At 71.4% G+C, this 19,635-nt stretch carries 22 protein-coding genes and 1 pseudogene; 15 read left to right on the top strand and 8 right to left on the bottom strand.

Going from position 1 to position 19,635, the window contains the following annotated elements:
• Window positions 1-88: 88 nt before the first annotated feature.
• The 3 genes from ACFXPL_RS27565 to ACFXPL_RS27555 are packed head-to-tail and all read left to right on the top strand — an operon-like array spanning window position 89 to window position 1,495.
• The gene (locus ACFXPL_RS27565) at window positions 89-733 is read left to right on the top strand and encodes a GNAT family N-acetyltransferase (RefSeq protein WP_384924600.1); all 645 of its coding nucleotides are present in this window, start codon (window positions 89-91) and stop codon (window positions 731-733) included.
• Window positions 734-759: 26 nt separating this feature from the next.
• A complete protein-coding gene (locus tag ACFXPL_RS27560; RefSeq protein ID WP_384924580.1) occupies window positions 760-1,008 on the top strand; it encodes a hypothetical protein in 249 nt (82 codons plus the stop codon).
• 43 nt (window positions 1,009-1,051) lie between these two features.
• Window positions 1,052-1,495, top strand: a complete 444-nt coding sequence (locus tag ACFXPL_RS27555) for a DUF6304 family protein (RefSeq protein WP_384924578.1) — start codon at window positions 1,052-1,054, stop codon at window positions 1,493-1,495.
• 118 nt (window positions 1,496-1,613) lie between these two features.
• Here ACFXPL_RS27555 and snpA read toward each other — a convergent pair whose 3' ends face one another.
• The gene (snpA, locus tag ACFXPL_RS27550) at window positions 1,614-2,270 is read right to left on the bottom strand and encodes a snapalysin (RefSeq protein WP_384924576.1); all 657 of its coding nucleotides are present in this window, start codon (window positions 2,268-2,270) and stop codon (window positions 1,614-1,616) included.
• Window positions 2,271-2,644: 374 nt separating this feature from the next.
• On the opposite strand from snpA, the gene ACFXPL_RS27545 reads away from it, so the two are divergent.
• The 5 genes and pseudogenes from ACFXPL_RS27545 to ACFXPL_RS27525 form a co-directional block, all read left to right on the top strand.
• Window positions 2,645-3,643, top strand: coding sequence for a LysR family transcriptional regulator (locus tag ACFXPL_RS27545; protein WP_384924574.1), 999 nt, complete (start codon window positions 2,645-2,647; stop codon window positions 3,641-3,643).
• A gap of 137 nt (window positions 3,644-3,780) precedes the next feature.
• On the top strand, window positions 3,781-4,179 hold the full coding sequence (locus ACFXPL_RS27540) for a RidA family protein (protein WP_384924572.1): 399 nt from the start codon (window positions 3,781-3,783) through the stop codon (window positions 4,177-4,179).
• Between the two features lie 146 nt (window positions 4,180-4,325).
• Window positions 4,326-5,687 (top strand): protein kinase, encoded by a 1,362-nt coding sequence (locus ACFXPL_RS27535; RefSeq protein ID WP_384924570.1) that lies wholly within the window; start codon window positions 4,326-4,328, stop codon window positions 5,685-5,687.
• 32 nt (window positions 5,688-5,719) lie between these two features.
• Window positions 5,720-5,851: a hypothetical protein gene (locus tag ACFXPL_RS27530; protein ID WP_384924568.1), complete on the top strand. Its 132-nt coding sequence runs from the start codon at window positions 5,720-5,722 to the stop codon at window positions 5,849-5,851.
• Window positions 5,852-6,105: 254 nt separating this feature from the next.
• Window positions 6,106-6,234, top strand: a pseudogene (locus tag ACFXPL_RS27525) (site-specific integrase); the annotation flags it as partial.
• Between the two features lie 7 nt (window positions 6,235-6,241).
• Here the strand turns inward: ACFXPL_RS27525 and sodN are convergent.
• Window positions 6,242-6,637 carry a superoxide dismutase, Ni gene (gene sodN, locus ACFXPL_RS27520; RefSeq protein WP_384924566.1) on the bottom strand — a complete coding sequence of 132 codons (396 nt, stop codon included), beginning with the start codon at window positions 6,635-6,637 and terminating at the stop codon, window positions 6,242-6,244.
• 149 nt (window positions 6,638-6,786) lie between these two features.
• Here sodN and sodX point away from each other — a divergent pair, with 149 nt between their 5' ends.
• Window positions 6,787-7,239: a nickel-type superoxide dismutase maturation protease gene (sodX, locus tag ACFXPL_RS27515; RefSeq protein ID WP_384924564.1), complete on the top strand. Its 453-nt coding sequence runs from the start codon at window positions 6,787-6,789 to the stop codon at window positions 7,237-7,239.
• Here the strand turns inward: sodX and ACFXPL_RS27510 are convergent.
• Window positions 7,143-7,772 (bottom strand): CGNR zinc finger domain-containing protein, encoded by a 630-nt coding sequence (locus tag ACFXPL_RS27510; protein ID WP_384924562.1) that lies wholly within the window; start codon window positions 7,770-7,772, stop codon window positions 7,143-7,145. The two genes, sodX and ACFXPL_RS27510, sit on opposite strands and share 97 nt — an antisense overlap.
• Before the next feature lie 96 nt (window positions 7,773-7,868).
• On the opposite strand from ACFXPL_RS27510, the gene ACFXPL_RS27505 reads away from it, so the two are divergent.
• Window positions 7,869-8,651: a class I SAM-dependent methyltransferase gene (locus ACFXPL_RS27505; RefSeq protein ID WP_384924560.1), complete on the top strand. Its 783-nt coding sequence runs from the start codon at window positions 7,869-7,871 to the stop codon at window positions 8,649-8,651.
• A 161-nt stretch (window positions 8,652-8,812) separates the two neighbouring features.
• Here the strand turns inward: ACFXPL_RS27505 and ACFXPL_RS27500 are convergent, their stop codons facing one another.
• Genes ACFXPL_RS27500 through ACFXPL_RS27490 form a run of 3 tightly spaced genes read right to left on the bottom strand, consistent with a single transcriptional unit; the run spans window position 8,813 to window position 11,520 of the window.
• Complete coding sequence (locus ACFXPL_RS27500; protein WP_384924598.1) at window positions 8,813-9,565, bottom strand: amino acid ABC transporter ATP-binding protein; 753 nt, start codon at window positions 9,563-9,565, stop codon at window positions 8,813-8,815.
• Window positions 9,566-9,570: 5 nt separating this feature from the next.
• Window positions 9,571-10,524: an amino acid ABC transporter permease gene (locus ACFXPL_RS27495; RefSeq protein WP_384924558.1), complete on the bottom strand. Its 954-nt coding sequence runs from the start codon at window positions 10,522-10,524 to the stop codon at window positions 9,571-9,573.
• Window positions 10,525-10,560: 36 nt separating this feature from the next.
• Window positions 10,561-11,520, bottom strand: a complete 960-nt coding sequence (locus ACFXPL_RS27490) for an ABC transporter substrate-binding protein (protein ID WP_384924556.1) — start codon at window positions 11,518-11,520, stop codon at window positions 10,561-10,563.
• A 517-nt stretch (window positions 11,521-12,037) separates the two neighbouring features.
• Here ACFXPL_RS27490 and ACFXPL_RS27485 point away from each other — a divergent pair.
• From ACFXPL_RS27485 to ACFXPL_RS27470, 4 genes are all read left to right on the top strand, one after another.
• Window positions 12,038-13,273: an NADP-dependent malic enzyme gene (locus ACFXPL_RS27485; RefSeq protein WP_384924596.1), complete on the top strand. Its 1,236-nt coding sequence runs from the start codon at window positions 12,038-12,040 to the stop codon at window positions 13,271-13,273.
• A gap of 204 nt (window positions 13,274-13,477) precedes the next feature.
• Complete coding sequence (locus ACFXPL_RS27480; protein WP_384924554.1) at window positions 13,478-14,056, top strand: phosphoesterase; 579 nt, start codon at window positions 13,478-13,480, stop codon at window positions 14,054-14,056.
• A complete protein-coding gene (locus tag ACFXPL_RS27475) occupies window positions 14,053-15,639 on the top strand; it encodes an alkaline phosphatase D family protein (RefSeq protein WP_384924552.1) in 1,587 nt (528 codons plus the stop codon). Before ACFXPL_RS27480 ends, ACFXPL_RS27475 begins: the two co-directional genes overlap by 4 nt.
• A 105-nt stretch (window positions 15,640-15,744) precedes the next feature.
• Entirely contained in the window at window positions 15,745-16,698 is a 954-nt protein-coding gene (locus ACFXPL_RS27470; protein ID WP_384924550.1) for a zinc-binding dehydrogenase, read from the top strand.
• Between the two features lie 46 nt (window positions 16,699-16,744).
• On the opposite strand, the gene ACFXPL_RS27465 is transcribed toward ACFXPL_RS27470, so the two are convergent.
• Both ACFXPL_RS27465 and ACFXPL_RS27460 read right to left on the bottom strand, forming a co-directional pair.
• Window positions 16,745-17,749: a helix-turn-helix transcriptional regulator gene (locus ACFXPL_RS27465; protein ID WP_384924548.1), complete on the bottom strand. Its 1,005-nt coding sequence runs from the start codon at window positions 17,747-17,749 to the stop codon at window positions 16,745-16,747.
• Between the two features lies 1 nt (window position 17,750).
• Window positions 17,751-18,656 (bottom strand): DUF4097 domain-containing protein, encoded by a 906-nt coding sequence (locus ACFXPL_RS27460; protein WP_384924546.1) that lies wholly within the window; start codon window positions 18,654-18,656, stop codon window positions 17,751-17,753.
• 149 nt (window positions 18,657-18,805) lie between these two features.
• Here ACFXPL_RS27460 and ACFXPL_RS27455 point away from each other — a divergent pair, with 149 nt between their 5' ends.
• Window positions 18,806-19,612, top strand: coding sequence for a hypothetical protein (locus ACFXPL_RS27455; RefSeq protein WP_384924544.1), 807 nt, complete (start codon window positions 18,806-18,808; stop codon window positions 19,610-19,612).
• Window positions 19,613-19,635 lie beyond the last annotated feature (23 nt).

Raw genomic sequence — 19,635 nt, 5'->3', positions numbered from 1 at the left:
AGCCCAACTCTAGTATCGGGGCGGCAAGTTGACGTCTCTTCTGGAGGACCGGAACGTGAGCGTGGACAACGTGGGCGGCATGGGCGGCATGGGCACGACGGAGGACGCGGGCAGCGCGGAAGGCGCGGGCAGTGGCAGAGCCGGCGGGATCAGACGGGCCACGGAGGCGGACCGGCCGACGCTGATCCGGCTGCTGGAGGACGCCTTCGAGGCCGACCCGGTCACGCGCTGGGTGTTCCCCGAGGCGGACGACCGGGGGAAGCTGAGCGGCCTCTTCTTCGGCGTGTTCGCCGATGTCGCACTGGCCGAGGGCTGGGTGGACCTTCTGGAGGACGGGTCGGGCATGGCGCTCTGGCTCCACGTGGAGGCGGGGCCGCCCGAGGAGGAGGACGAGACGCCGGCGCTGATGCGGGAGGTGTCCGACCCGGACAACGAGCGGACCGAGCTGGTCGGCCGGCTGACGGGCGCCGTCCACCCGCACGACCGCGCGCACGCGTACCTGCTGATGATCGCCGTGTCCCCGGACCGCCAGGGCCGCGGGCTGGGCCGCGAGCTGATCGGATCCGTGCTGGAACGGTGCGACCGGGACGGTGTGCCCGCGTATCTGGAGGCGAGCAGCGCACGCAGCAAGCGCCTCTACGAACGGCTCGGATTCGACTTCACGGGCACCACCGTCGACCTGCCGGACGGGCCGCACATGTGGCCGATGTGGCGCGAGCCCCGGACCCGCTGAGCCTCCCGCGGCCGTACGCCGAAGATGTGGCCGGAAAGACGCGGCGGCTCGCGGGGGAGAGCGGCGGCTCCGGCACCCGTCCCACCGGCGGCCTCAACGTCGCGCCCCAACGTCCCCTTGGAATGCGCAAGTTGACGATCCCCACGTATGCGCTGGTCGTGGGCCCGGGGATGGAGATGTCCGGGAAGAATTCCGCCATCGCCGAGTTCACGCGCGCGTCCGCGCGGACCATCGAAAACGGAGTACTCGTCAGGAACTACGCAAGCAAGCGGTGACCCGTGCTGCGGCGGAAGATCCGCTACCGCTACAGTCCGCGCCATGACAGCGGAGTCGACGGATTCATGGGCGGGTTGGTACCGGGACCGCCAGGGGGCGGAAGCGATCACCCTGACCGCGGGTGGACAGCAAGTGCGTACGCAGATCAGGGGAGTTGAGTACGAAGGGGTGGATTTCGCCGTACTGGAAGCGGTGGGAGCGGGCGGGGCGCTGTCCTCCTGTGTCATGGAGTGGGACATCCCCCTGCCCGTCAGCTCGGACGGCACGGTCGAACAGGCCACCCTGAGCTGTCTGCTCGCGCTCGGTGAGCGGGACGAGGAGGGGCCGGGCGGCCGGGCGGAGCTGAGCCTGACCCTGCACTGCGGCGGCGCGGCGTACGCGTCGGGGATAGCCGGCAGCGGCTTCGAGGAGGCGCTCGGCCGGATCAGGCGCCAGCTCCCGACGAACACGGAGCTGTCGGACCGCCCGCTGGTGGGGGCGTCCTGAACCGCTGAGTTCCCGGGCCGAAAACGGAAGTGGCCGCACGGGAGGCGGGAACACGGAAGGGGCGTCCCGTGGGGGGTGGATGCGGGGACGCCCCTTCGCGCGCGGTGCGGGGGAGAGGTCAGGAGATCTTGGCCAGCGCGGCGGCGAGGCCGTTCGCCCAGAGGGTGTTGACCCGGGAGCGCTCCGCCGCGTTCGGCTGGGCGTTCTGGCAGGAGGTGCCGGGGCCGCCGCCCGACATCAGCTCGGTGCACGGGCCCGTGTAGTGGTCGGGGAGGCCGAGGACGTGCCCGGTCTCGTGGGCGGTGACCCGCGTCGAGTTGTACTGCTGGTTCTGCGCGTAGTCCAGGAAGATGTAGCCGGACCCGTGACCGTTGGTGCTCGCGTACGAGCCGCGCGAGTCGTTGCCCTCACGGTAGGTGAAGTCGACGCCGCTGGTGCCCGCCTGGAGCTTCACGTTGGAGACGGCGCTGTTCCAGATCGACGTGCTCGCGGCTATCTGGCTGGCGAAGCGCGGCGCGGCCGAGGCGTTGTAGACGACGGTGACGGCCTGGATGCCGGGGTTCGCGGCGCGCTTCTCGGCGACGGACTTCACGACGGCGTCGAAGAACGCCTTGTTGTTCGCCGCCTCCTCCTTCGAGCCCTCGTACGCGGCGTACGAGGCGGTCGGCGCGGCCTCGGTGTCCGCGGCGGACGCGGCGGGGGTGAGGGCGAAGGCGGTCGCGAAGGCGATACCGACGGTGAGAGCTGCGGAAAGTGCGGGCTTGGGGTGTCGCATGTGGGGGGCTCCTGCTTCCTGCTCGTCCGGTGAACGGATTCGGGTACCGCAGAGTCTCGATGAGTTCGCCCCGGCGCGGATGATGTCAGCCGCCGATAGCACCAACGCATCACCCGGCCCGTCACCCGGCCCGTCACCCGGCCCGTCACCGGCGCATCACCCGGAGCGTCCGCACCGCCGTACCTGCCGCCGTCCGTACCGGGTCCGTACCGCGTCCGTACCGCAGTCCCTACCGTGTCGGCGCCGCAGTCAGCACCGCGTCCCGCGACGGATCACCCCGCGTAGAATTCCGGCGGTATTTCTTCGAATCAGGCGCCAATTACTGCGTTTTGACCATCTGGTGCGGCTCATGCGGCCGCTCTACTCTCTGGGGCATGGAGCTGGAGGTGAGACACCTGCGCGCCTTGTGCGCCATCGCCGACACCGGCAGCCTGCACAAAGCGGCCCGCCAGTTGGGGATGAGCCAGCCGTCCCTCACCACACAACTGCGGCGGATAGAGAACGCGTTGGGAGCCGAGCTGTTCTCCCGCGAACGCACCGGCTGCCGGCCGACCCCGCTCGGCCATTCCGTCCTGAGCCGCGCCCGGCCGCTCGTCTCCGGCATGGCCACCCTCGTCGCCGAGGCACGCGCTGCGGCCGACCGCAGTACCGGACCCCGGCTGCGCGTCGGCTCCACGGCCAGCCGCGCCCTCGCGGGCTGGCTGCGCCGGCTCCGGCACCGGCTGCCCGGCACGGACATCTCCCTCCACATGGACGTCTCGCCGAGCGCGCTGCTGCGGATGGTCGCGGCCGGCCAGCTCGACGTGGCCTTCGTGCACGAGGTGGAAGGCTGCCCGCTGGCCGTCCCCGACGGGCTCGCCCACCGCGTACTCGTCGAACGCGAGCCGCAGTTCGTCTCCATGGCCAGGGACCACCCGGCGGCGGCACGCCAGGTCGTGGAGCTGGCCGATCTCGCCGGGGACCGCTGGATGGTCGATCCGACGGTGGACGGCGAATGGGACGGACTGCGCCGGGTGTTGGGCGCCGCCGGTCTCAACCCCCTGGTCCTGCAGGGCGATTACCTCACCGCCGCCTCACTGATCGCGGTCGGCGAGGCGGTCGCCCCCTGCCAGCCGACCTCGGGCCCGCGCGACGACATGGTGATCCGCCCCCTGCGGGACGACCCGCTGGCGGTACGGCTGCTGCTCTTCACGCGGTTCCCACCCGCGGACGGCACCCTCGGCGGCACCGGCGCCCTCGGCGAACGCGCCCTCGAAGCGGCGGTGTTCGCGGACCTGGAGGCGGCCTACCGGGAGGCGGCGCTACGGGCGGTGGACTACCGGCGCTGGCTCACCCGCCACAAGAGCCCCCTGCTCCACGCCCCGGCGGCCTGACCTCCGTACCGGCGCCGGCCGTCGAGGGAGCGGAAACCGTTCGACGGTACGAATACGGCCGATCAGCTGAGCAGGCCGGGCCGTTCAGCCGTATCCCCAGGTGGACACCCCAGGGGCGACTTGAGGAGCGAATTGAGATGGCCCACCGCATGACCGTGCCCGGCCTCTTCCCGCCGCCGGACTACGCCCACGCGGCGGTCGTGGAGACGGACCGCCGCCTGGCCTTCCTGGCCGGCGCCGTCCCGCTCGACAGCGACGGCAAACTGGTCGGCCCCGACGACTTCGTCGCCCAGACGGAACAGGTCCTCGCCAACCTGGAGAGCGCCCTGGCGGCCCTCGGCTGCGGCCTCCGCGACGTCGTGTCCACCACGGTCTCCGTGGCGACCTCGGACCCGGCGGACCTCAGCCGCGTCTGGGAGGTGGTCCGCGCGGGCGGCCTGACCTTGGGCCCGCACGCGTCGACACTGCTCGGAGTGGCGTGCCTGGGGTACACGGGCCAGCTCGTGGAGATCACGGCGGTGGCGGAGATCCCCTGAGCGCGGCCACGGGCCGGGGCCGGGTCCCGCTCCTCGGCACGACCCTCCGTACCGGCGTGATCAAGGGTCGTATACTCACTGGCCCACCTGGCCGCTCGTCACCTTCCGACGGCTTCGCTACGGGTGGGACGGGGAGGGGACACGGCATGGCGGGCGTGACCGGGCCGATCCGGACGGGCGTGACGCTCGCGGGCGGGCGTTACCGCATCGAGGAGCAGGTGGGGCAGGGCGGTATGGCCGCCGTGCACAAGGCGTACGACACGGTGCTCAACCGCACCGTCGCCGTCAAGAGCATGCTCGCCGCGCTCGCGCACGACGAGCAGTGCCGCGCACGGTTCCGGCGCGAGGCCCAGGCGGTGGCCGGGCTCAGCCACCCGTGCGTGGTCGCGGTGCACGACACGGGGGAGGAGCGGTTCGAGGACGGGCGGACGGCCCCGTACCTCGTCATGGAATTCGTCCGCGGGGAGACCTTGAGCGCGCTGCTCGCCCGGTCCTCGGCGGCCGGTGGGGGCCTGCCCCTGGACCGTGCCCTGGAACTGGCGGCCGAGGTGCTGTCCGCGCTGACAGCCAGTCACACGGCCGGCATCGTGCACCGTGACATCAAGCCCTCCAACGTGATCGTGACCGAAGCCGGCGCGGTCAAGGTGATGGACTTCGGCATCGCCCGCGCCCTCGACGTCTCCGGTCCGGAGAGGACGGCGCTGACCGCCACGGGTATGGTGCCCGGGACGCCTCACTACATGTCCCCCGAGCAGTTCGAGGGCCGACGGCCGGTCGACGGCAGATCCGATCTGTACGCGGTTGGGGTCGTCCTGTTCCAACTGATCAGCGGTGAGCGGCCCTTCGACGGGGACTCGTTCATCTCCCTCGGCTATCTGCACGTCACCATGGCGGCGCCGACCCTTGCGTCCGTCGGGGTCCCGGTACCGGCCGGGGTCGAGGCACTGGTGGCCCGCGCGCTGGAGAAGAACCCGGACGACCGCTTCCAGGACGCGCACGAGATGCGCGCGCGGATCGAGTACCTGCGGGAACACGTCCATGGCGCGGTGACGATCACGGACGCCGCACGGTCCGCGCCCCGCCCGCCCGCCGCGATGGCCTTCCAGCGCCCGATTCCGGCTCCCCCACCCCCGCCACTGCCGCCGCCCGCCACGGCGCACGCTCACGTGCCGGGTCCTGGCCGGCCCCCGGGCCATGACGTCCGGGCAGTTCCCGACCCGGCGCGGGCGCACGCGGACAACCAGGTACGCGCGGGCAGACTGCGCCGGGCGTACGCCTTGCTCGTACCCGCATTGATGCTTCAGGCGTTCCCCGGGTCCCTCTCCGTGATTCCGCTGATCTGCTGCGGGCTCGGCGTCTGGCTGTCCGCCAGGGGCGGCTCGTCTCCGGTGGGGCAGCGGAGAAGCGTGTCGCTCGCCGTCTTCCAGGCGACGGCGTTCATCCCGCTGCTGGGACACGTACTGCTCGGCCTGGTGTCCGCCGTCCAGTTGTTCAAGGTGGTGCCGTGAGGCATGCGCGTCGGTCCGACGGGAAAACCATCGTGACCAGTGACACGCAGGAGCCGGCAGCGCCGACGCCCCAGGCCCGCAACACGCCCGCCCGGGTGGGTTTCTGGCCGGCCGCCCTGGGCGCCGGCCTGATCGTGGCGGTCCTCCTGACGCCGATGTTCTGACTGCTGTACGGCAGTTACTACACCTTCGCCCTGCTCGTGTTCGGGGCGGTCGCCGTCCCGGCCGGACACCTGGGCCGCCGCCGCGGCGAACACCTGGGCGGCCGTGACCGCCTGGCCCCGCTCGGCATCGTGACCGGCCGGCTGCCGGCGGGGTTGTGGCCCGCGGTCCCGGAGCGAGCCGGAGTCGTGGTGAGGGGCGGCCGGGCGGGATCCGCGACGACGCGGTCGGCGTGGTCGGCGTGGTCGGAGAAGGCTACGCGCACCTGTGGCCGGGGAAAGAAGACCGCACCCGGACCGTCATGGACGCCGTTCTCGGCGGCCTGCGGACCGGGTGCGGACCTGGAGACACTGCAACCAAGGAAATCGCAGGTCAAACGGCATGATCGAAGATCAAGCCTTCTTCGTCTCCCAGAAGATCTTGTCGATCTGGGCGATGTAGTCCAGGGCCTTCTGGCCCGTCGCCGGGTCGGTGGACCCCTTGGCGGTCGAGAGGGCCTTGAGGGTGTCGTTGACGAGCTGGTGCAGCTCCGGGTACTTCTCGAAGTGCGGGGGCTTGAAGTAGTCGCTCCACAGCACCGAGACATGGTGCTTGGCGAGCTCGGCGCGCTGTTCCTTGATGACGGTGGCGCGAGCCTGGAAGTGGGCGTCGTCGTTGCCGGCCATCTTTTCCTGGACGGCCTTGACGGACTCGGCCTCGATGCGGGCCTGGGCGGGGTCGTACACGCCGCAGGGGAGGTCGCAGTGGGCGCTGACCGTCACCTTGGGGGCAAACAGGCGGGAAAGCATGGTGCTGTCCTTCCTCGTGATCGTCTTCTCAGGTGGGACATTACTCCGTGAGAAGAGGTATTTCGCGAGTGCCCCCTAGGGCTTAGGACAAAAGTCCGGGTCGGTACGGGACCGGCGGCGGAACGTACGGTGGGACCGGGAGGTGCCGTATGACGGAACTGGGGCAGGAACCGGGGCTGGGGCCCGAGCCGGTGCCGGGGCGGGAGCCCCGGGTGCCGTGGGGGATCGCGGAGGTGACCGGGCCTTCCATGTATCCGACGCTCAGACACGGGGATCAGCTTCTGGTCCAGTACGGCGCCCCGGTCAGGGCCGGGGACGTGGCCGTGCTGAAACATCCGCTCCAGCAGGATCTGCTCATCGTGAAGCGGCTGGCCGAGCGGCGCGACGGCGGATGGTGGGTGCTCGGGGACAATCCGGGCGCCGAGGGGGACAGCCGGGTGTTCGGGTCGGTGCCCGAGGAGCTGCTGCTGGGGCGGGTGCGGGCGCGGTACCGGCCGCTGGGCGGTCAGCGTTCGGCGCGTGCGGTGGTGTCCTGGCTGGTCCGCGGGGTGCGTCCGGTGCTCGCCGAGCGCTCGTTCTCCAGGCGTTTGCGGGCCCGGTAGGCGGCGACGTTGGCGCGGGTCGCGCAGCGGTCCGAGCAGTAGCGGCGCGAGCGGTTGGTGGAGGTGTCGAGGTACGCGTTGCGGCACGGCGCCGCCTGGCAGAGGCCGAGCCGGTCGACGCCGTGCTCCGTGAGGTGGAAGGCGAGGCCCATGGCGGCGGTCGCCGCGTACCCCGCCGTCGCGTTCGACGGGTGCTCGGCGAGGTGCATGTGCCAGCGGGGTCTGCCCTCGTCGTCCAGGACGTCGTGCCCGGAGATCTGCGGGCTCACCGGGAACTCCAGCAGCAGCGAGTTGAGCAGGTCGACCGCCTGGGTGGCCTCGCCGGAGTCGGCCGCGGTGAACACGGCCCGCAGCCGCGCCCGTACGGAACGGAAGCGCGTCACGTCGGCGTCGGCGGCGCGACGCGCGGCCTGCGAGTTGGGTCCGAAGAGGGAGCGCACGGCCTCGACCGAGGTGAGGGTGTCCGTGCCGCGGGCCGGTTCCTCGGTGTTCACCAGGCGTACGGCATAGTCCGAGTAAGAGGCCAGTTCCACTTGTAGTCCTTACGGAAGCGGTCTAGGGTCTGAATGAGCGAAGGGTGTAATGGCTCGTACTGCTTCTAGGGTATTACCGACTGTGGGGAGGGTGTCATGACGGAGACGGAGACCAGTGGGGGTGGAAGGGCCGCCGCGACCGACTGGCGGGCCTGGCAGGAGAGCTGGGACCGCCAGCAGGAGTGGTACCTCCCGGACCGGGAGGAGCGCTTCCGGGTCATGCTGGACATGGTCGAGGCCACGGTGGGCCCCGAACCGCGGGTGCTGGACCTCGCCTGCGGTACGGGAAGTATCACGGACAGACTGCTGAATCGGTTCCCCCGAGCTGTCAGTACCGGGGTCGATCTCGATCCCGCCCTGCTCACCATCGCCCGCGGCTCCTTCGCCGGGGACGACCGGGTCACCTTCGTGACCGCCGACCTCAAGGACCCCGCCTGGACGGGGCTGCTGCCGTACCGCGCGTACGACGCCGTCCTGACCGCCACCGCCCTGCACTGGCTCGACCAGGCGCCGCTGGCCGGGCTGTACGGGCAGCTCGCCGGGGTTGTGAGGGAGGGCGGCGTCTTCATGAACGCCGACCATATGCGGGACGCGTCCACGCCCCGGATCAACGAGGCCGAGCGCGCCCACCGGCACCTCGCCATGGACCGGGCCAAGGCCGCGGGCGCCGTCGACTGGCCGGGCTGGTGGGAGCTGGCGGGCCGGGACCCCGCCCTCGCGGAGCCGACCGCCGAGCGCTTCCGGATCTTCGGCGAGCACGGGGAGGGAGACGTCCCGTCGGTGGAGTGGCACGCGCGCACCCTGCGCGAGGCCGGCTTCGGGGAGGCCCGCGCCGTCTGGTCCTCGCCGTCCGACTCGCTCGTCCTCGCGCTGAAATAGCGGGAATCGCCGGCCGTCCTGGTTGATCTCGATGGTGAACAGAGTGAACAGGGACAGAGTGAACAGGGACAGGGGGAAGAGGGACAGGGGGAAGAGGATGGGCGGAGGGTGCACCGGGTTCTGCTCCGGCGCACCCTCTCCGTGTCAGAGGACCTTCTCCATCAGAGGACCTTCGACAGGAACGACTTCGTCCGCTCGTGCTGCGGACTGGTCAGTACGTCGCGCGGGTGGCCCGCCTCGACCACCACGCCGTCGTCCATGAAGACCAGCGCGTCCCCGACCTCACGGGCGAAGCCCATCTCGTGCGTCACCACGATCATCGTCATGCCGTCCGCCGCGAGATCGCGCATGACGTCCAGGACGTCACCCACCAGCTCCGGGTCGAGCGCCGAGGTCGGCTCGTCGAAGAGCATCAGCTTCGGCTCCATCGCCAGCGCGCGGGCGATCGCCACCCGCTGCTGCTGACCGCCGGAGAGCTGCGAGGGGTAGCTGGCCGCCTTGTCGGCGAGACCGACCCGGTCCAGCAGCCGCTCGGCGCGGGCGCGGGCGACGGCCTTCGCCTCGCCCCGTACCTGGACCGGCGCCTCCATGACGTTCTCGATCGCCGTCATGTGCGGGAAGAGGTTGAAGCGCTGGAAGACCATGCCGATGTCCCGGCGCTTCCTGGAGACCTCGTTGTCCTTCAGCTCGTACAGCTTGTCGCCCTTCTGGCGGTAGCCGACCAGCTCACCGTCGACGTACAGCCGGCCGGCGTTGATCTTCTCCAGGTGGTTGATGCACCGCAGGAAGGTCGACTTCCCCGAGCCCGACGGGCCGATCAGGCAGAACACCTCGCGCGGCGCCACCTCCAGGTCGATGCCCTTGAGGATGTGCGCGGCGCCGAAGGACTTGTGTACGGCCTGGGCCTGCACCATGGCGTTCATGAGACCGCCTTAGGGGTTCGACGGAAGGTGGACAGGGCGGAGAGGTTCTTGACGACCTTCTGCCACGGCGTGAGCGGCAGCGAGCGGCTGGAGCCGCGCGCGTAGTACCGCTCCAGGTAGAACTGGCCGATGCTGAAGACCGTGGTCAGGATCAGGTACCAGGAGGCCGCGAGGAACAGCATCTCCGCCGCGGCGCCCGAGGTCTGCCCGATGTCCAGCGCCGCTCTCAGCAGATCGGGATACTGCACCGCCGAGACCAGCGACGTGGTCTTCAGCATGTTGATGACCTCGTTGCCCGTCGGCGGCACGATGACCCGCATCGCCTGCGGGATCACGACCCGCCGCAGCGTCTTGCCCTGGCTCATGCCCAGCGCGTGCGACGCCTCGCTCTGGCCCTCGTCGACGGAGAGCAGGCCGGCCCGGCAGATCTCCGCCATGTACGCGGCCTCGTTCAGGCCGAGCCCCAGCAGCGCCGTCAGGAACGGCGTCATGAACGAGGACCAGTAGTCCTTGTAGATCGGGCCGAGGTTGATGTACTGGAAGACCAGGCCCAGGTTGAACCAGACCAGCAGCTGTACGTAGACCGGCGTGCCCCGGAAGAACCAGATGTAGAACCACGCGACGGAGGACGTCACCGGGTTCTTCGACAGGCGCATCACCGAGAGGATCACGCCCAGCACCACACCCATCGCCATCGCGAGGACGGTGAGCAGCAGGGTGTGCCAGACGCCGGAGATGATCCGGCCGTCGAAGAAGAAGTCGGGGATCGCCCCCCAGTTCACCTTGCCCTGCGAGAAGGCGTAGACGAGGCTCGCGAGCAGGGCGACGGCGACCGTGCCGGCCACGTACCGCCCGTAGTGCCGGACCGGGATGGCCTTGATGGCCTCGGGGGCGGCGGACGGCGGGCCCGAGGGGCCGGTGGGACCCGCCTTTTCGATGTCGATAGTCACAGATGTATGCCTCTCAGCGCCCAGCCCGCCGCCCGGTCACGAGCCGCCGTTGAGCTTGGCCTCGGTGACGGCGCCGGACTCCGCGCCCCACTTCGAGAGGGCCTTCGCGTAGTCACCGTTCTTGATGATCGCGTTCATGGCCGCCTGGAGGGCGCTGGAGAGCTGCTTGTTGTCCTTGGAGACCGCGATGCCGTACGGAGCGGCCTCGACCGGCTCGCCGACCAGCTGGAAGTCGTTGCCGCCGCCCGAGGTCTTCACCGCGTACGCGGCGATCGGGGAGTCGGAGGAGCCGGCGTCGGCGCCGCCGCCGCGCAGCCGGGTCTGGGCCTGCTGGTCGTTGTCGAACGCCTCAAGGGTCAGCTTCTTGCCGGCCGGGCAGTTCCCCGCCTGCTGCTTGGCGAGGTCCTCGGAGACGGTGCCGCGCTGCACGACGACCTTCTTGCCGCAGAGGTCGTCCCAGGTCTTGATCCCCTGGTCCTTGCCCTTCGGCGTGTAGATGGACACCCCGGCGGTGAAGTAGTCGACGAAGTCGACGCCCTCGCCGACCTTCTTGCCGTCCTCGACACCGTCCTGCCGGTCCTTGGTGTCGGTCATCGCGGACATGGCGATGTCGTACCGCTTGGCGCGCAGGCCGGTGACCAGGGTGTCGAAGGTGGCGTTCTCGAATTCGAACTTCACGCCGAGCTGCTTGCCGAGCGCGGCGGCGATGTCCGGGTCGATACCGGCGATCGCGCCGTTCGTGTCCTTGAATTCCACCGGCGCGTACGCGATGTCGGAGCCGACCTTGACGACGCCCTTGCTCTGGATCTCCTTCGGCAGCTTGTCGAAGAGGGGGCCCTTGGTGGCAGCGGAGGAAGAGGAGCCGCCCGTGTCGGAACCGCTCTTCGTCTGGTCGCCGCAGGCGGTCAGCAGCAGGGTGCCCGCGACCGCGATCGCGCCAACCGCGGCCATCCGGGACTTCGCGGTGGTCGTACGACAGATGGTGCTTGCGGTCATGATCAGGGTCCTCCGGCGGATGAGGGAGCTGCCAATGGCCGAGCACGCGTCTTCGAGTGTCGCGACCTAGTGTGATGAGTGGCATCTTGCCATTCGGACGGTCCCCTCAAGAGCGCCGGGCATGTCAAAATCGGGTAACGGGAGATCCCCGGTACATCGACAAGGCAGCCCACCACAGCCGGACCTTCTGTCGGTACACCTTCTTGCGGCCGTAGAATCTCCGGTCCGTATCCCTTACCGAGCGTGATTCATGCTGCTTTCCGGAAGTGTCGGCATTATGCGGCATTGGTCGGCATAAAAGGCTATGAGTCATCTCACCGTGGGGGACCGCGCGCGGGACACCGCTGCGGCGCGCGTGTGCGACGCGCCCGCTCCGTACGTACACAGGCAGGTACGTCAGCAGATACGTACGTACCTACCTGCCTGTGCACGCAGGTACGGATGCGGTGCCCACCCCACTCCTCCTCATCCGGGGAGTGGACACCCTCAACCGATGAAGACACAAGGGGTCACCTACATGGCAGCGGAGATCGTCAATCATCGAGACGGCGGCGTCAGCGGCGTCGGAAGCGCGGACGGCGCGGAGGGTTCCCCGGAGGAGCCCTTCGATCCGGCCTTCGCGCTGCACCGCGGCGGCAAGATGGCCATCCAGGCCACGGTGCCGGTGCGCGACAGGGACGACCTGTCCCTCGCCTATACACCGGGCGTGGCGAAGGTCTGCAGCGCGATCGCCGAGCGGCCCGAGCTGGTGCACGACTACACCTGGAAATCGCAGGTCGTCGCGGTCGTCACGGACGGCACCGCGGTGCTCGGACTCGGCGACATCGGACCGGAGGCCTCGCTCCCCGTGATGGAGGGCAAGGCGATCCTGTTCAAGCAGTTCGGCGGGGTGGACGCGGTGCCGCTGGCGCTCGGCACCACCGACACCGACGAGATCATCGAGACCGTCGTCCGGCTCGCGCCCTCCTTCGGCGGGATCAACCTGGAGGACATCTCGGCGCCGCGCTGCTTCGAGATCGAGCGCCGGCTCCAGGAACGGCTCGACATCCCCGTCTTCCACGACGACCAGCACGGCACCGCCGTCGTCACCCTCGCCGCCCTGCGCAACGCGGCGAAGCTGACCGGCCGCACCCTCGGCGACCTGCGCGCCGTCATCTCCGGCGCGGGCGCGGCGGGCGTCGCCATCGCCAAGTTCCTGCTGGAGGCGGGCATCGGTGACGTCGCCGTGGCCGACCGCAAGGGCGTTGTCAGCGCCGACCGCGCCGACCTGACGGACGTCAAGCGCGAACTGGCCGCCCTGACCAACCGCGCCGGGCTCTCCGGCTCGCTGGAGGCCGCGCTCGCCGGCGCCGACGTCTTCATCGGCGTCTCCGGCGGTACGGTCCCCGAGCCGGCGATCGCCTCGATGGCGCCCGGCGCGTTCGTCTTCGCGATGGCCAACCCGAACCCCGAGGTGCACCCGGACATCGCGCACCGGTACGCGGCGGTCGTGGCGACGGGACGCAGCGACTACCCGAACCAGATCAACAACGTGCTCGCCTTCCCCGGGATCTTCGCGGGCGCGCTCCAGGTGCGGGCCTCCCGGATCACCGAGGCGATGAAGATCGCGGCGGCGGACGCGCTGGCGGACGTCGTCGGCGACGAGCTGGCCGCCGACTACGTCATCCCGTCGCCGTTCGACGAGCGGGTGGCACCGGCGGTGACGGCGGCGGTGGCCGCGGCGGCCCGCGCGGAGGGCGTCGCGCGCCGCTGACCCCGCGCCTCCATGAAGAGGTGAGCGCCGGACGGGCCGACCGCGGTCCGTCCGGCGTTCGTGCTTCGGGCCCCGTCCGGCGTTCGTGCGCCCGGAAGTTCGGCAGGCGGCCTTTACCGGTTCATGTAGGGCTGCTGGGATGCCTGGCGTCAACGGGACGAGTGAGACCGCTCGTCCACGCCACGACGACACCAGGAGGCGCGTGTGAACCTGCTTGCGAACGGGGACGCCGAGAGCGGGCCGGGAGGGAACGCCGAACCGGTGGAGTCGGTCGACGGCTGGTCCGTCACCCAGGGGGCGCCCGCACTCGTCGCGTACGCCTACGGGAACGGCTACCCGACCCCGGGCGATCCCGGCCCCGCCCGCCGCGGCAGCCGGTTCTTCTCCGGCGGGAACAGCCCGCGCACCGCGCTCGTCCAGGACGTGCCGCTGCCCGCGCGGGGCGCCACAGGACGGGCCGCCGTGGACGCGGGGCGGGTGCGGTACGCCCTGTCCGGCTGGCTCGGCGGATACGCGGCGCAGGAGGACGGGGCCAGGCTCTCGGTGGAGTTCCGCGACGGCCGGGGCACCCCGGTCGCGCTCTCCGTGCTCGGCCCGGTCACCGCCGCCGAACGGGGCGGCCGTACCGCCCTCGTGGAGCGGACCGCCGGGGCCGCCGTACCGCCCGGCGCCCGCTCCGCGCGGGTGCTGCTGGTCCTCACCAGGACCGGTTCCGGAAACTCCAACGACGGTTACGCCGACGCGATCTCACTGACCCTCCACGCCGAAGGGGTGCGGCCGTGAACACCACGACAGGACTGAACCGGCGCGATCTGCTCAAGGCCGCCGGCGCCGCCGGAGCGCTCGGCACCGTCTGGCCGCTGAGCGCGGGACTCTCCCCCGCACAGGCCCGCGAGGCCGCGGCGGCGCTCGGCTCCACGTACGACGCCGCGCCGTTCACCCTCGGTGTCGCCTCCGGCGACCCGCGGCCGACGAGCGTCGTGCTGTGGACCCGGCTGGCCCCCGAGCCCTTCGCCGAGCCGGGCGAGCAGCCGCTGCCCGAGGTCGCCGAGGTGCGGTGGGTCGTCGCCGAGGACCGCGCGCTGCGCCGGGTCGTCGCCCGGGGCACGGTCCCGGCTTCCGCGACGCTCGCGCACAGCGTGCACGTACCGGTGACCGGGCTGCGCCCCGGCCGTACGTACTGGTACGCGTTCAGCGCGCTGGGCCGTACCAGCCGCACCGGCAGGACCAGGACCGCGCCGGCCGGACGCGTCGGCTCCGTACGCTTCGCCACCGCCAACTGCCAGAACTACCCGCAGGGTTACTACGCCGCCCTGCGCGGGATCGCCCGCGAGCGGCTCGACTTCGTCATCCACCTCGGCGACTACATCTACGAGTACGGGCCCGAGGGCGGCGACTCCGTACGCGACAACAACGGCCCGATGATCCAGACGCTCGCCGACTACCGCAAACGCCACGCCCTCTACAAGGGCGACCCCTCGCTGCGCGCCGCGCACGCCGCCCACCCCTGGTTCCTGACCTGGGACGACCACGAGGTCGCCAACGACTACAGCGGTACGGGCGGCGGCGCGCCGTTCCTCCAGCGCCGGGCCGCCGCCTACCAGGCGTGGTACGAGCATCTGCCGCACCGGGACGCGGGCGACGGCGACGGCGCCTCGTCCGCCCTGCCGGACCCGGAGATCCACCGGGTGCGCCGCTGGGGCGATCTGCTGGAGCTGGCTGTGCTGGACCTGCGCCAGTACCGCTCCGCGCAGAACCTCGCCGACGGCACGATCCTCGGCGCGGAGCAGAAGGCGTGGCTCAAGCGGACGGTCGACCGGGCGCCGGACTCCTGGCACATCTGGGCCAACTCGATCATGCTCAGCCAGCTGCGCGGCTCGCCCGGCGGCCGGTACATGTTCACCGACCAGTGGGACGGCTTCCTCGCCGAGCGTAAGGAGGTCCTGGAGCATGTCCGTACGAGCGGTCTTGAGGACCTGGTCGTGCTCACCGGGGACTGGCACTCGGCCTTCGTCGACGACATCCGGCCGGACTACGACAACCCCGAATCACCCGTCATCGGCACGGAGTTCACGGCGCACTCGGTGACCTCCAGCGCGTACGACGCGCAGTGGAACGCCGCCAACGGCCCGCTCATGGGCCGGGCCAACCCGCATCTCCAGTACTTCGAGGGGAACCGTTACGGGTACGACGTGTACGAGGTGACCCCGGAGCGCTTCAGCACGCACATGCGGGTGATCGAGGACCGCCGCGACCCCGCCTCGCCCGTCTCCACGCTGACCACCTTCCACGTCGACCGGGGCACGGTGGGCGCGTACGAGGACCCGGCGACGAAGGACTCTCCCGCGCAGTACCGCAGGGACTGAGCGGGAGGGGGCGGGGCGCGGGCGGTGCGGGGGGTGGGCGTGTGTCGTGCGTGTCACCGGTACGCCGGGTCCCGTCCGCCGCCCCGTCGCCCTATCGTCGGGGCCATGTTTGCCGCCTACGCAGCCCACACGGACTTCGCCCACCCCCTCGACGGCCTGGAGCTGGGCGAACGCCCGGCCCCCGGGCCACGCCCCGGCTGGACCACCGTCACGGTGAAGGCCGCCTCCCTCAACCACCACGACCTGTGGTCGCTGCGGGGGGTGGGCCTCTCCCAGGACAAGCTGCCGATGATCCTCGGCTGCGACGCCGCGGGACTGGACGAGGACGGCAACGAGGTCGTCGTCCACTCCGTCATCGGCGGGGGCGACCACGGCACCGAGCCGCGCTCGATCCTCACCGAGCACCACCAGGGCACGTTCGCCGAGCGCGTCACCGTACCGGTCTCCAACGTCCTGCCCAAGCCCCCCGAGCTGTCCTTCGAGGAGGCCGCCTGTCTGCCCACGGCCTGGCTGACCGCGTACCGCATGCTCTTCACCAACGCCGGTGTACGGCCCGGGGATTCGGTCCTGGTCCAGGGCGCGGGCGGCGGGGTCGCCACGGCGGCGATCGTCCTGGGGGGCGCGGCGGGGCTCCGGGTGTACGCGACGAGCCGTGACGCGGCGAAGCGGGCGCGTGCGGTGGAGCTGGGCGCGGTGGCGGCCTACGAGCCGGGCGCGCGGCTGCCGCACCGCGTGGACGCCGTCATCGAGACGGTCGGCGCGGCCACCTGGTCGCACTCCGTCAAGTGCCTGCGGCGCGGCGGCACCCTGGTGATCTCGGGCGCGACCAGCGGCGACCGCCCCGACCACGCCGAGCTGACCCGGATCTTCTTCCTGGAACTGCGGGTCGTGGGCTCGACGATGGGCTCGCGGGCCGAGCTGGAGGACCTGCTCTCGTTCTGCGCGCTGAAGGGGGTGCGGCCGGTCATCGACGAGGTGCTGCCGCTGGACCGGGCGCGCGAGGGCTTCGAGAAGATGGCGGCGGGGGGCCTGTTCGGGAAGGTGGTCCTGACGGTCTGAGCCTCCCGCCGCGTCCGCGTCCGTCATGAGCGCCCCGCCCGGCCCGTCACTCCTCCGGAGCGCGCAGCAGCGTGCCGATGCGGTCCATCGCCGTCGACAGGTGGCGGCGGGTCTCGTCGAGTTGGGTGGCCGTGACGCCGTGGTCGCGGGCCGCGTCGCGGATCTCGTCGCGGAAGCGGTCCAGCAGCCGGTCCAGGTCCCGGGCCGGGTCGCCGGACTCCGGGGTGTCCTTCGCCCACTCCTGGGCGTCCTGCGTCCGGGTGTCCCGCGTCTGGGTGTCCCGCGTCCCTGTCTCGTCCGGCTTGGTGTACGGGGGCCACGCGGACCCGGTCAGGCCGCCGAGCTGGCCGGCCAGTTCGGACAGGCCCTCCCGCAGGCCCGTCGGCCAGTCGCCCCGCACGAAGTGGTGCTGCACCTGGTCCTGGACCTGCTTCGCCACGCGCCGCATCTCCTCCCGCGCGTTCTCCTGGGCCTCCTTGGCCTGGCGGCGGGCCTGCTGGGCGTCCTCGCGGGCCCGGCGGGACTCGTCCTTCGCGCGGCGGGCCTGCTCCTTCCACTCCTGCTTCGCGCGCTTCAGCTCCTCCTTCGCCACGCGCCAGGACTCGCTGTCCCCGAAGGAGGCGTCCCCGTCGCTCTTCGGGTGGGACCGGGCGCCGGCGGACGTACGGGCCTGGGAGGCCGCCGCCCGCATCTCGCTGCGGAGCTGGCCCGCCGCGCCCCGTACGTCCTCGCGGATCTCCGCGGCCAGTTCGGAGACCGACTCGCGGATCTCCAGCTCCAGATCGGCCAGTTCGCCGCCGCGCCCGGCCAGTTCGGCGCGGCCCGCCTCGGTGATCGAGTAGACCTTGCGGCCACCCTCGGTGGCGTGCGTGACCAGACCCTCGGCCTCCAGTTTGGCCAGCCGCGGGTAGACCGTGCCGGCGGAGGGCGCGTACAGGCCCTGGAAGCGCTCCTCCAGCAGCCGGATCACCTCGTATCCGTGGCGCGGCGCCTCGTCCAGCAGCTTGAGCAGGTAGAGGCGGAGTCGGCCGTGGGCGAAGACCGGGGGCATGTCAGAGCTCCTTCGTCAGGGAGGGCGCCGCGTCGGCCGGGGCGGGGCCGTGCGGTCCTTCGTGGGGGCCGTCCTCCGACGGTGGTTTTCTGAGCAGCGCGATCGAGCCGGACACCGTGTTCGCCTTGAGGGTCCCCGCGCCCGCGCCCAGGGTGCCGGTGATCCGGTGGGCGCCCCACTGGCCGCTGATCCGAAGATCGTCGAACGCGTTGGTCACGGAACCGCTCGCCGTGTGCGCCTCGACCTGCGCGTCCGAGGGGTGCGGCAGCCGGATCGCGACCTCGCCCGAGACGGTGTTGAGGCCGATGTCGGTGGGCTCGCCCGCCGGGTCGAGGTCGATGACCATGTCGCCGCTGACCGAGTCGGCCCGTACGCGCGACCCGGAGCCCTCGACGACCGTCAGGCTGCCCGACACGGAGTGGTAGTGGAGGCTGCCCGTGACCGCCTGGGCCTCCAGGTCGCCCGAGACCGTCTCGGCGCGTACCTCGCCGGACAGTCCGACGAGCGTGGTGTCCCCGCTGACCCCGCGGACCGCCGTACGCCCCCGGACCCCGGTGATCACGGTCTCGGCGCCGACGACGCCCACCTCCACCGCCGTCCCGGTGGGGACGGCGAGCGAGACGACGGCGCTGCGCCGCCTGCCCTTGGGGTCGAGCCAGTTCAGGAGGTTCTTCCAGGAGAGGTCCTCGTAGGCGACCGTCAGGGTCGAGCCGTCCAGGGTCACGGTCAGCGGCGGGCCCTCCACGCGGGAGATCTCCAGCCGGGTGCCGCCCCGCCGGTGCGGCAGGGCCTCGTCCGTGCCGACCACGTTCACCGTGCCGTTGACGAGACGCACGTCCAGCGTGGTCACCGGGTCGTCGAAGGTGAGCTGTTCGGACTCGGTGACCTGCCACGTCGACTCTGCCATGGTGCTGACCTCCCGAGGCGCCGCTTGACGCAACATATCGCGTCTCTTGAAGAACACGATATATCGCGGTTACGGGAAGTCAAGGCCGGACGGCGGAACGGGCCGGGCCCAGCGCCCGTATCGGCACAAAGTGCCCTAGCGTAAGGGCCATGAACGCGACATCCGCAGGTGCGCTGCTGCTCTGCCGGGCCGAACCGGCGGCGGTACGGCCCGCCGCCCATCTGCTCCGCGAGAAGCTGCTGCTGGCCCCCGCCGGCCGGGGCTGGAGCCTGCTCGTCCCGGAGGGAAAGCCCTGGCTGGACGGTATGGAACCGGTCGACCGGGTGGTCGCGGGGTGGGCCACCGCGCTCGCCGTCGGCGCGAACTGGCCGGTGCTCGCGCTCTGGTGGGACCCGGAGCGGGCGGGCTACATCCTGGCCGCGGGCTTCCGCCGTACGGTCGGCTACACCTGGCTCGCGGACGGCACCGCGGCCGGCGAGGACGAGGCGATGCGGACCTTCGCGGCCCGGCTCGGCCTCGACCCCGTACTGGACCTCCAGGCGCTGGAGCCGCTGACCCTGGGCGACCCGGACGCCGACTCCCGGTCCCGGCTGCTCGCGCTCTCCGCGTTCCTCACCCGCACCGGCCTCACCCTCCCGGCGGGGCTCACCCCGGGCGAACCGGCCGACCGGCTCCGCGAGGTGGCCCGTATCCAGCCGGGGGTCGAACAGATCGAATGGGCGGGCTGGCGCGACGCGGTACGGGCCGAGCTGGACGAGGTCGAGGACGGGCCGCTCGGGCCCTGGCTGCACGGGCCGCGGGCGCGGCTGCTCGGCGCCGCACAGCTCGCGGCGGGCGCCCCGCTGGCGGTGTGGGCGGTACGCCGGCGCAGCGCGGGCTGGGCCTTCGCGGGGGCGCTGCTGATCGCACAGGGAGTGCTGGGACTGGCGTACGACCGGCTCCGTACCGGCGAGTGATCCGGCGGGCGGGGCGAGTGGTC

The sequence above is a fragment of the Streptomyces sp. NPDC059092 genome, assembly GCF_042756365.1.
GTDB lineage: Bacteria > Actinomycetota > Actinomycetes > Streptomycetales > Streptomycetaceae > Streptomyces.
Note: the sequence above shows the minus strand (reverse complement) of the source record. Positions and strands in the feature narration are given on the sequence as shown.

Bases quoted from the DNA above. Each gene is read 5' to 3' on its own strand.
- ACFXPL_RS27565 (WP_384924600.1), top strand. From the start codon at position 89: ATGGGCACGACGGAGGACGCGGGCAGCGCGGAAGGCGCGGGCAGTGGC.
- ACFXPL_RS27555 (WP_384924578.1), top strand. From the start codon at position 1,052: ATGACAGCGGAGTCGACGGATTCATGGGCGGGTTGGTACCGGGACCGC.
- snpA (WP_384924576.1), bottom strand. From the start codon at position 2,270: ATGCGACACCCCAAGCCCGCACTTTCCGCAGCTCTCACCGTCGGTATC.
- ACFXPL_RS27545 (WP_384924574.1), top strand. From the start codon at position 2,645: ATGGAGCTGGAGGTGAGACACCTGCGCGCCTTGTGCGCCATCGCCGAC.
- ACFXPL_RS27540 (WP_384924572.1), top strand. From the start codon at position 3,781: ATGGCCCACCGCATGACCGTGCCCGGCCTCTTCCCGCCGCCGGACTAC.
- ACFXPL_RS27535 (WP_384924570.1), top strand. From the start codon at position 4,326: ATGGCGGGCGTGACCGGGCCGATCCGGACGGGCGTGACGCTCGCGGGC.
- sodN (WP_384924566.1), bottom strand. From the start codon at position 6,637: ATGCTTTCCCGCCTGTTTGCCCCCAAGGTGACGGTCAGCGCCCACTGC.
- sodX (WP_384924564.1), top strand. From the start codon at position 6,787: ATGACGGAACTGGGGCAGGAACCGGGGCTGGGGCCCGAGCCGGTGCCG.
- ACFXPL_RS27505 (WP_384924560.1), top strand. From the start codon at position 7,869: ATGACGGAGACGGAGACCAGTGGGGGTGGAAGGGCCGCCGCGACCGAC.
- ACFXPL_RS27500 (WP_384924598.1), bottom strand. From the start codon at position 9,565: ATGGTGCAGGCCCAGGCCGTACACAAGTCCTTCGGCGCCGCGCACATC.
- ACFXPL_RS27490 (WP_384924556.1), bottom strand. From the start codon at position 11,520: ATGACCGCAAGCACCATCTGTCGTACGACCACCGCGAAGTCCCGGATG.
- ACFXPL_RS27485 (WP_384924596.1), top strand. From the start codon at position 12,038: ATGGCAGCGGAGATCGTCAATCATCGAGACGGCGGCGTCAGCGGCGTC.
- ACFXPL_RS27470 (WP_384924550.1), top strand. From the start codon at position 15,745: ATGTTTGCCGCCTACGCAGCCCACACGGACTTCGCCCACCCCCTCGAC.
- ACFXPL_RS27465 (WP_384924548.1), bottom strand. From the start codon at position 17,749: ATGCCCCCGGTCTTCGCCCACGGCCGACTCCGCCTCTACCTGCTCAAG.
- ACFXPL_RS27460 (WP_384924546.1), bottom strand. From the start codon at position 18,656: ATGGCAGAGTCGACGTGGCAGGTCACCGAGTCCGAACAGCTCACCTTC.
- ACFXPL_RS27455 (WP_384924544.1), top strand. From the start codon at position 18,806: ATGAACGCGACATCCGCAGGTGCGCTGCTGCTCTGCCGGGCCGAACCG.